Here is a 6,761-nt window from a genome sequence, read left to right as displayed (position 1 = left end):
TGTAAGCCAGAAAAGATCAGACATGTTCACCGCTCGTTTTCGAACCGTGAATCACGCCGCTATACGGAAATCAATGGGTCCTGAGCCTAAGTTCAGGCCGTCATCCTTCAGTGTCGCGGCCATCCAATAACTGGCTGTGGGCTTTGAATGGACCGATATGCATCGACAGTTTTCATGGGCAATATTCCTCAGGCAAGTCCGAGACGCCAGAACGAGGTTCGCACGCTTTTCCTTCGCAGATTCGGTGGGCGGCTCCGGCGGAATCGGCCGTGTTTTCGCATTCCGATTACGGGGACATGAGGGTTCGGTCCTTAAGTTCGCTAATTCGGGAAAACGGCGGCAGGCCCTCTTCATTCCTTCCGGACGGGCACCCGAAGCGAGTTTTTTCGTGCCTGATGACGTTGAAAGCGATCCATAGCTCGTGGCGTAAGTGCGGCCGCCCTTGTTGGGTTTCCTGCCCAAAACCCACCGCTAGACATGATCTGAAAGGCCCAAATCGCGCCCGGAATCTGTTCTTTCAAACAACCCGTCAGCCTGGTTGTCCGAGTTCCCAGCGATCATCAAGACAACTTAGCACGTTCAGACCCTTGCAAAAACCAGTGAAATGCAGGAATTCGACTAAGAAAAGATAAACTCGTCGGTCAGTAGAAACGGCTTCTGCGGCTCAAGTTCTGAAGCCATTTGAAAGGGTGCTTTTAAAGGCGCAACATCCGATGAGGCAACTGATTTGGCCTGACTTTTTCGAAGTTCGAGTTGGTTCAGCAGGAAGAATAGACCGGCCCTTTTACCCTTCAACGCCTCAGGCACCTTCACTGGCACAACCTGTGTTTTCATTGGCGAGTTCTTCATCAAAGGAACCTTCGGGACCAAGCAGCGTTGCAGCATAGTATGGAAAAAGAAATGCACATTGGATGAAAAAATGCAAATTTTGCGAGTAGAGTGTCTTTTCCGCCAACAAGCCAAAACCACAGCATTTGAGTCGATTTGGAAACTACCAACGGAAGCGATCGGCCTGAACCGCCCCCCATAAAAACGCATGTGAAGAATTCACTGCGCGCTATCCCTTAAGAAGCCCAAAACACTTTTTTGGCCTTTGGCCGAACTTGGCGAAAGAAGGATTGAGCGAACACCGATCAGCTTTCCAGAAAGACATGCTTTAATTGATCCGTCAGTGTTTTGAGAGGGAAGCACAGAACCAAAGGGGTTCTTGTGTTCAAAAACGCTTTGACCGGCATACCCGGTATAAGCTCGCACAGTCCTAAGCGGACCAGTTCTTCGGGTGGAAACGTGACTTCTACCCAATGGAAATGGCGATCTGTTTCCAGATCTTCGACTCTGTCCGGGGACACGCCAGACACCGTGCCATAAAGTTCCGGGGGCGAGCGTTGATCGAATGTAGGGAACCGAATCCTGGCGCAGCTTGAGCACCACGTAGTCCTGGAATTCCTGGCTGGCCTAGTTGATCTTAAGTTCTGAGTCTTGAATCGCGTTGCGCATACCTGTCAGGTCATACTGATGCACCGCAATTCGGTCCGCCCGCCTTATAGTTCTAACAATAGGCTCTCGTGCACGAGACCCTGATCAAACAGGGTGCAGACATTGCCTACCTCCCGATCGACAAGGACAACCCGATCCTTAGTGGCATCAAATTGTGCCATAATGCCGTCGATTTGAGCTTGTTGCTGTTGGATCTGCTCTCTGAAATGTGCCTAGCGCCCTTCCAAGACGGCGCGTCGGGACTTAAAAGCCTCGTTCTGACCTTGCAACTGCCTCTGCACCGCCGCCGGTTCAAGCGCGACCTCGGTTTCGATCGGCTGTATCTCGCCCAGTTTCAGTCGTTCATTCTCTCGCCAAACCTTGCGCGCTGTCAGCCCGGTCAGGACACCGTGTAAGATATCCCGATTGATCTCCGCCAGCTTGGGATCAAGCTGCGGCACGACCTCCCTGTCCCGACAAGGTAGCGGTTCTTAACCTAGTTATCCCTAACAATGCCCCCTTCCGGCCACTGAGCAGGCTCTGGATCGACTTGCGCTACGACCTGACCAGAGGAGATGACCACACCGCGAATGGTCACGTAGTGAGAAAGAGTGACCAACAGCGGTTTAGCGTCAGCTTCAACAGGACAGTTTAGGTTGATTTGACCAAAGGGGGTTTGGCTCATCAGGTTGCATTGATGGTGCGGCGGATCTGCGGTGAAGTAAGAGCTGGGCCTCGATGGTCTTTCGCTTGATCCTTTCTCGTTTTTTCAAAGTATTCTGGCCTGGTCCAAAGCAGACCTTAGAAGATGTAAGGTTTTGCAGGCTGTCGTGGTATCGACAGTAACTGCAACGCTTGACCTTGCCTTGCGTCTGCGGATGATCTGGCGCGCCACACGCGTGATCCATTTGTGAACCTATTCGCCTATCGGACAGTTCGCCGGAAATGTAGGTGGACAGGTTGTCGCTGAGCGGACGCTGTTTATGCAGTACGGTTGCCTGATAACAACCCGGCGCCTTTAACGCGAGGCCCTGCGTTTCTGTCACAACCTCGGTCTTCATCGTCGTACAAGGCTTTGAGGCAATGATGTATCGGCTATAGTAACCCAAGAACGTATTGAGATAAAACCAATACCAGTAGATGATCTTCAAACCGGTGAAACCTGTCGGCCAAAGCTCGGTCGGCCACGGCTACTTGTCCTGCAACTCATCCGCAGCGGACAGAATCACATAAGCCGAGCTAACGATCTGATCGAAGGACGTGAGGATGCGACAGACCTAAGACTCTGATGACGGGCATGTCGGCCAGGTGACAGAGCCAAAACACTACTGAGACGCAGCGGATGCCGATCTTCCGATGTCATCCAAAACGGTTACTTCCGCACCAAGCGAAACAGGATGGCAGACCGTCGATCCGGCAACACCGAAAAACGCATCCGATGGTGAGCGGTTTGTGGTGTCCTATGACACAACTCAGAACCACGGGGTTTCTAAGAGTTATTTGACCAGCGATTACGGCCACCTTTACAGCCAGTAATCCGGACGCGAACACCTTTGTATTTGCTATCGCCGGAGAGGCGGACGCAAATGCGTTCAACCCGGCTGTCGAGCTAGTGGCCACATTCACCATAACTGAGGTCGTGGGCGAGAGTGGCTCAACGGTTTCAACACTGTTTTGTCCGACAGACTCGCCAGATCAGCTAGTGACATTCGACCCGACCGATAATGATTTGGGAGTTAAGTTCACTGTTGCTTCTGAAGGGCAAGTCCCCGGTCTGCGCTATTACGGCGGCGCAGTTGACGCGGTTGACGCAGATGACACAGATGTGCGCGAACTGAACCTGTGTGTCGACGTTGGCACCAAACTTGCCTGTGTCATGGTGCAGTCCGACCCCGGTGAAAGTGGTTGGCAGGTCGGCACCCTTTCGACATCAGTCGACCTGCAGGCAGGCTCATCCTAGGTTGTTTCCTACGGCACGACTAAGAATTATGCACTTGGTGGAAGCTTCTTCAGAAGCGATTGGTCCGGGTCGGACGAGCAACTGACAGCTCTCGCCGACAGTGGTCAAACCAGCAATGGTGTATGTCCTGCGAGCGTAGTCAATCAATTCCCAACGTAAAGCTTCAACGCCTCCAACTATTGGGTCGACGTGATCGTTGAAACATGTGTCGCCGCAGTACACGAGGACGAATCTATCTTCTGTACCCAAACCCTTTTGACCAACGTGAAATCGTACTTTGCCTTCCGTTTCGGGGTTGGACCGAACGGAGAGTAAAGGGGGCATTGTCGCAGGCTTTTTCGAAACGTGAACTTGTATCGAGGCTCACGAAGTTTTTTCGGCTAACGCGGGAAACAGTTTGAATTGACCGGTTCTGACTCCGAACTGGCCCTTTCAGATCACCCGAGCATCGGTCGAAACCGAGGTTTGATGATGGTGTGTTTTGCGTGTTCCTCGAACACCCCGGGCGCGTCAAAGCCTCGCCACCATACGTAATAATGGCCAACTAAGTTACTATGAGGGTCCTATCGGAATGTCGAAGTGAAGAGCCTACTATCCAAGAAGCAACGGGCGTTGCCGAAGGCTCGGGAATCCTGAAAGGCCCGCCCAATTGACCGGAACCTCGACACCTTCAGAACCATTTTTGTTACTCAGACAAATCCCGAATGACAAAGTGCTTTGTCGTTGTCTCGACAACTTCCCAGTAGCCTTGAAAGCCGTTTGGGATCATGAAGCTGTCTCCGGTGCGAAAATCCTGCCGCGTCCCGTCTTTGTGAATCAAGGCGCAATGCCCATCAACGATATAGCAATACTCATCCTTGTCCGTGAACGCGTGCCATTTTCCAGGAGTTGATGTCCAAGTGCCTGCCGAGAGTGCTCCGTCGGGGCTGGTGAAGTGTATCCCCACCTTGTGGAAGGGATCCCCCTCTACCACGCGATCTGGCAGATCGGAAAGGCGGCGTTCGCTGCGGGTTGCGGGTTCGTCGAACAGGTTGATGACATGTATGTTCATCACGAAACCTCCGGGTTCGGTTGCGTCTTTGTTTCATTTGCTTCGGCTTGGGCGGCAGTTACGGCGATCATGTGCAAAATATCCTCTGCTGAGCATCCGCGGGACAGGTCATTGGCGGGCTTGTCCAGCCCCTGCATGATCGGACCAATTGCCACTGCCCCTCCGACCCGCTGCGCAATCTTGTAAGCAATATTGCCGGTTTCGAGGTTGGGGAAGACAAAGATGTTTGCGTTGCCGCCCAGTGGTGAATCCTCGGCCTTTTTCGCCGCAACCTCGGGCACGAAGGCTGCGTCAAACTGCAGTTCACCGTCGATGAGAAGGTCGGGTGCAGCGTTCTTGGCCAGTTTTGTGGCCTCAACGACTTTGGACACGGCTGCACCGCTGGCGCTGCCACGGGTCGAGAAGGACAACATCGCAACACGCGGAGTATCCTGCGTCAACGCCCGGAAACTATTGGCTGAATCCAACGCGATCTGAGCCATTTCTTCTGCCGAAGGATCGACAACAAGACCGCTATCCGCAAAGACATGCGCACCTTTTTTGACGTGATGACCTTCGCAGAACAGCATAAGGAAAAAACTGGATACAAGCTTTTCGCCGGGTTTCACACCGATGACCTGAATGGCAGTTCGCACGATCTCGGCCGTGGTTGCCACAGCACCGCCAAGGGTTCCGTCCGCAAGTCCTTTCTTCACCATCAGTGCTGCGAATACATGCGGCTTACGCGTTTCAACAATGGCCTGTTCCTGCGTAATGCCTTTGTGCTTGCGCAACTCAAAACGCAACGCCGCCAGTTCATCAAAATGTGCTGACGAGGCGGGGTCTGCGATTTCTATTCCGTCATCTGGTTGGGCGCTCAACGATGCGAATTGGCCCAAGATGACATCTTCGTCCCCCACCAGCACAACGCGTGCGACACCCTTTTTCCTGGCTTCAAGCGCGGCTTCGACGACACGGGGGTCAGCCCCTTCTGACAGGGCAATTTTCTTTTGAGATTGCGCTGCATTCCTGAGCAGTTCTTCCAACGGCTTCATGGTATTTCCTTTCAAAAATGCACGAGGTAAACGCCCGCCAGAACCAGAACGGCGATAAAGACGGTCTCAGCAACGATCAGTGCGATGGCCTGCCCCCCCACATCCAGAATACGTTTGAGTGAGGTTTTCATCCCAACCGCTGCGATCGATACCAGCAATGCCCAACGGCTTAGGCTGGCCATCGCTGACGAAACGACATCAGGGATGAAGCCCAGTGAGTTCAGGGTGGCGAAGATCAGGAAGCCCACCACAAATAATGGTAGGATCGGGGGTCGTTTACCTTCTCCTTCACTGAACTCTGCGTATCGGCGTACGAGCGCCGAAATCACCAGAACGACTGGCGCCAGCATGGCAACGCGGATCAGCTTAACCATTGTCGCGACTTCACCGGCTTCGTCCGAAACCGAAAAGCCCGCGCCGACAACCTGCGCGACGTCGTGAATTGTACCGCCCAAAAATACGCCCGAGATTTGATCGTCGAAATCATAAGTTTCAGTCAGGATCGGATAGGCGATCATCGCAACCGTGGACAAGACAGTCACCGACAGGACGGTAAAGATCAGATTGCGTTCGGAGTGTTCGTTCTTTGGCAAAATGGCGGACAGCGCCATTGCAGCGGAGGCACCGCAAATCGCAACCGAACCGCCGGTCAGAATGCCAAACCGCCAGCCACGTCCAAGCAAACGCGCACCGAGCAACCCAAACAGGATTGTCAGAATGACGCCCGTGATGACAACTGCGATCAGTTGCGGCCCCAGGCCGACCATTAGTTCAACCGAAATACGTGCGCCCAACAGCGCAACACCAAAACGCAGGACGCTGCGTGCGGTAAAATCGATGCCGGCTTTGCAGCTTCCGGTGTCTTCCTCGGCCAGAAAATGAAACGCTATGCCAAGCAATAGCGCCATCAGCATTGCCGGTGCACCGTAGTGTTCTGACAGAAACTGCGCCGCCACAGCCACGACAACGGAAATCAGAAATCCATGGCCGTTCTTGCGAACGAAATCTTGCGCCCACGACAGGGGCATCCGGGATGCATTTAACGCCTGCATCATGTTTCCTTTGTGCGAAAATTGCGCCCTCCTGGCCGGAAAGCTCAATGGAACCCGGGCCCGATTAGGCCCGGGTTTGACATCTGCTTAGGCGACCCCGGCCTGTGGTGTCATGTCGTTTTCGCTGATACCGGCGACTGCGACCGGTTTTTTCATCGCGTCACGACGGAAGGGCTCGCCCAGTTCCT

8 protein-coding genes are annotated in these 6,761 nt (G+C 53.6%); 2 read left to right on the top strand and 6 right to left on the bottom strand.

The window, feature by feature from the left end; genetic code table 11:
* Window positions 1-618: 618 nt before the first annotated feature.
* Together ACR1XY_RS23875 and ACR1XY_RS23870 are read right to left on the bottom strand one after the other, a co-directional pair.
* Window positions 619-834: a hypothetical protein gene (locus ACR1XY_RS23875; protein WP_480597211.1), complete on the bottom strand. Its 216-nt coding sequence runs from the start codon at window positions 832-834 to the stop codon at window positions 619-621.
* Window positions 835-1,133: 299 nt separating this feature from the next.
* Complete coding sequence (locus ACR1XY_RS23870; RefSeq protein ID WP_480597215.1) at window positions 1,134-1,409, bottom strand: beta-barrel domain-containing protein; 276 nt, start codon at window positions 1,407-1,409, stop codon at window positions 1,134-1,136.
* Between the two features lie 156 nt (window positions 1,410-1,565).
* On the opposite strand from ACR1XY_RS23870, the gene ACR1XY_RS23865 reads away from it, so the two are divergent.
* Window positions 1,566-1,892, top strand: a complete 327-nt coding sequence (locus tag ACR1XY_RS23865) for a hypothetical protein (protein WP_480597209.1) — start codon at window positions 1,566-1,568, stop codon at window positions 1,890-1,892.
* A gap of 222 nt (window positions 1,893-2,114) precedes the next feature.
* Here ACR1XY_RS23865 and ACR1XY_RS23860 read toward each other — a convergent pair whose 3' ends face one another.
* Window positions 2,115-2,627, bottom strand: coding sequence for a hypothetical protein (locus ACR1XY_RS23860; protein ID WP_480597207.1), 513 nt, complete (start codon window positions 2,625-2,627; stop codon window positions 2,115-2,117).
* Between the two features lie 461 nt (window positions 2,628-3,088).
* Here ACR1XY_RS23860 and ACR1XY_RS23855 point away from each other — a divergent pair, with 461 nt between their 5' ends.
* Window positions 3,089-3,436 carry a DUF4082 domain-containing protein gene (locus ACR1XY_RS23855; protein WP_480597205.1) on the top strand — a complete coding sequence of 116 codons (348 nt, stop codon included), beginning with the start codon at window positions 3,089-3,091 and terminating at the stop codon, window positions 3,434-3,436.
* Window positions 3,437-4,121: 685 nt separating this feature from the next.
* Here ACR1XY_RS23855 and ACR1XY_RS23850 read toward each other — a convergent pair.
* Genes ACR1XY_RS23850 through ACR1XY_RS23840 form a run of 3 tightly spaced genes read right to left on the bottom strand, consistent with a single transcriptional unit; the run spans window position 4,122 to window position 6,549 of the window.
* Window positions 4,122-4,487: a cupin domain-containing protein gene (locus ACR1XY_RS23850; protein WP_480597203.1), complete on the bottom strand. Its 366-nt coding sequence runs from the start codon at window positions 4,485-4,487 to the stop codon at window positions 4,122-4,124.
* Complete coding sequence (gene pta / locus ACR1XY_RS23845) at window positions 4,487-5,521, bottom strand: phosphate acetyltransferase (protein WP_480597201.1); 1,035 nt, start codon at window positions 5,519-5,521, stop codon at window positions 4,487-4,489. Before pta ends, ACR1XY_RS23850 begins: the two co-directional genes overlap by 1 nt.
* A gap of 11 nt (window positions 5,522-5,532) precedes the next feature.
* A complete protein-coding gene (locus ACR1XY_RS23840; RefSeq protein ID WP_480597213.1) occupies window positions 5,533-6,549 on the bottom strand; it encodes a YeiH family protein in 1,017 nt (338 codons plus the stop codon).
* Window positions 6,550-6,761 lie beyond the last annotated feature (212 nt).

This window comes from Ruegeria sp. AD11(2025), from assembly GCF_056542405.1.
The sequence above is the reverse complement of the archived record's forward strand: the minus strand, read 5'-3'. Positions and strand labels throughout refer to the sequence as shown.

Bases quoted from the DNA above. Each gene is read 5' to 3' on its own strand.
- ACR1XY_RS23875 (WP_480597211.1), bottom strand. From the start codon at position 834: ATGAAAACACAGGTTGTGCCAGTGAAGGTGCCTGAGGCGTTGAAGGGT.
- ACR1XY_RS23850 (WP_480597203.1), bottom strand. From the start codon at position 4,487: ATGAACATACATGTCATCAACCTGTTCGACGAACCCGCAACCCGCAGC.
- pta (WP_480597201.1), bottom strand. From the start codon at position 5,521: ATGAAGCCGTTGGAAGAACTGCTCAGGAATGCAGCGCAATCTCAAAAG.
- ACR1XY_RS23840 (WP_480597213.1), bottom strand. From the start codon at position 6,549: ATGCCCCTGTCGTGGGCGCAAGATTTCGTTCGCAAGAACGGCCATGGA.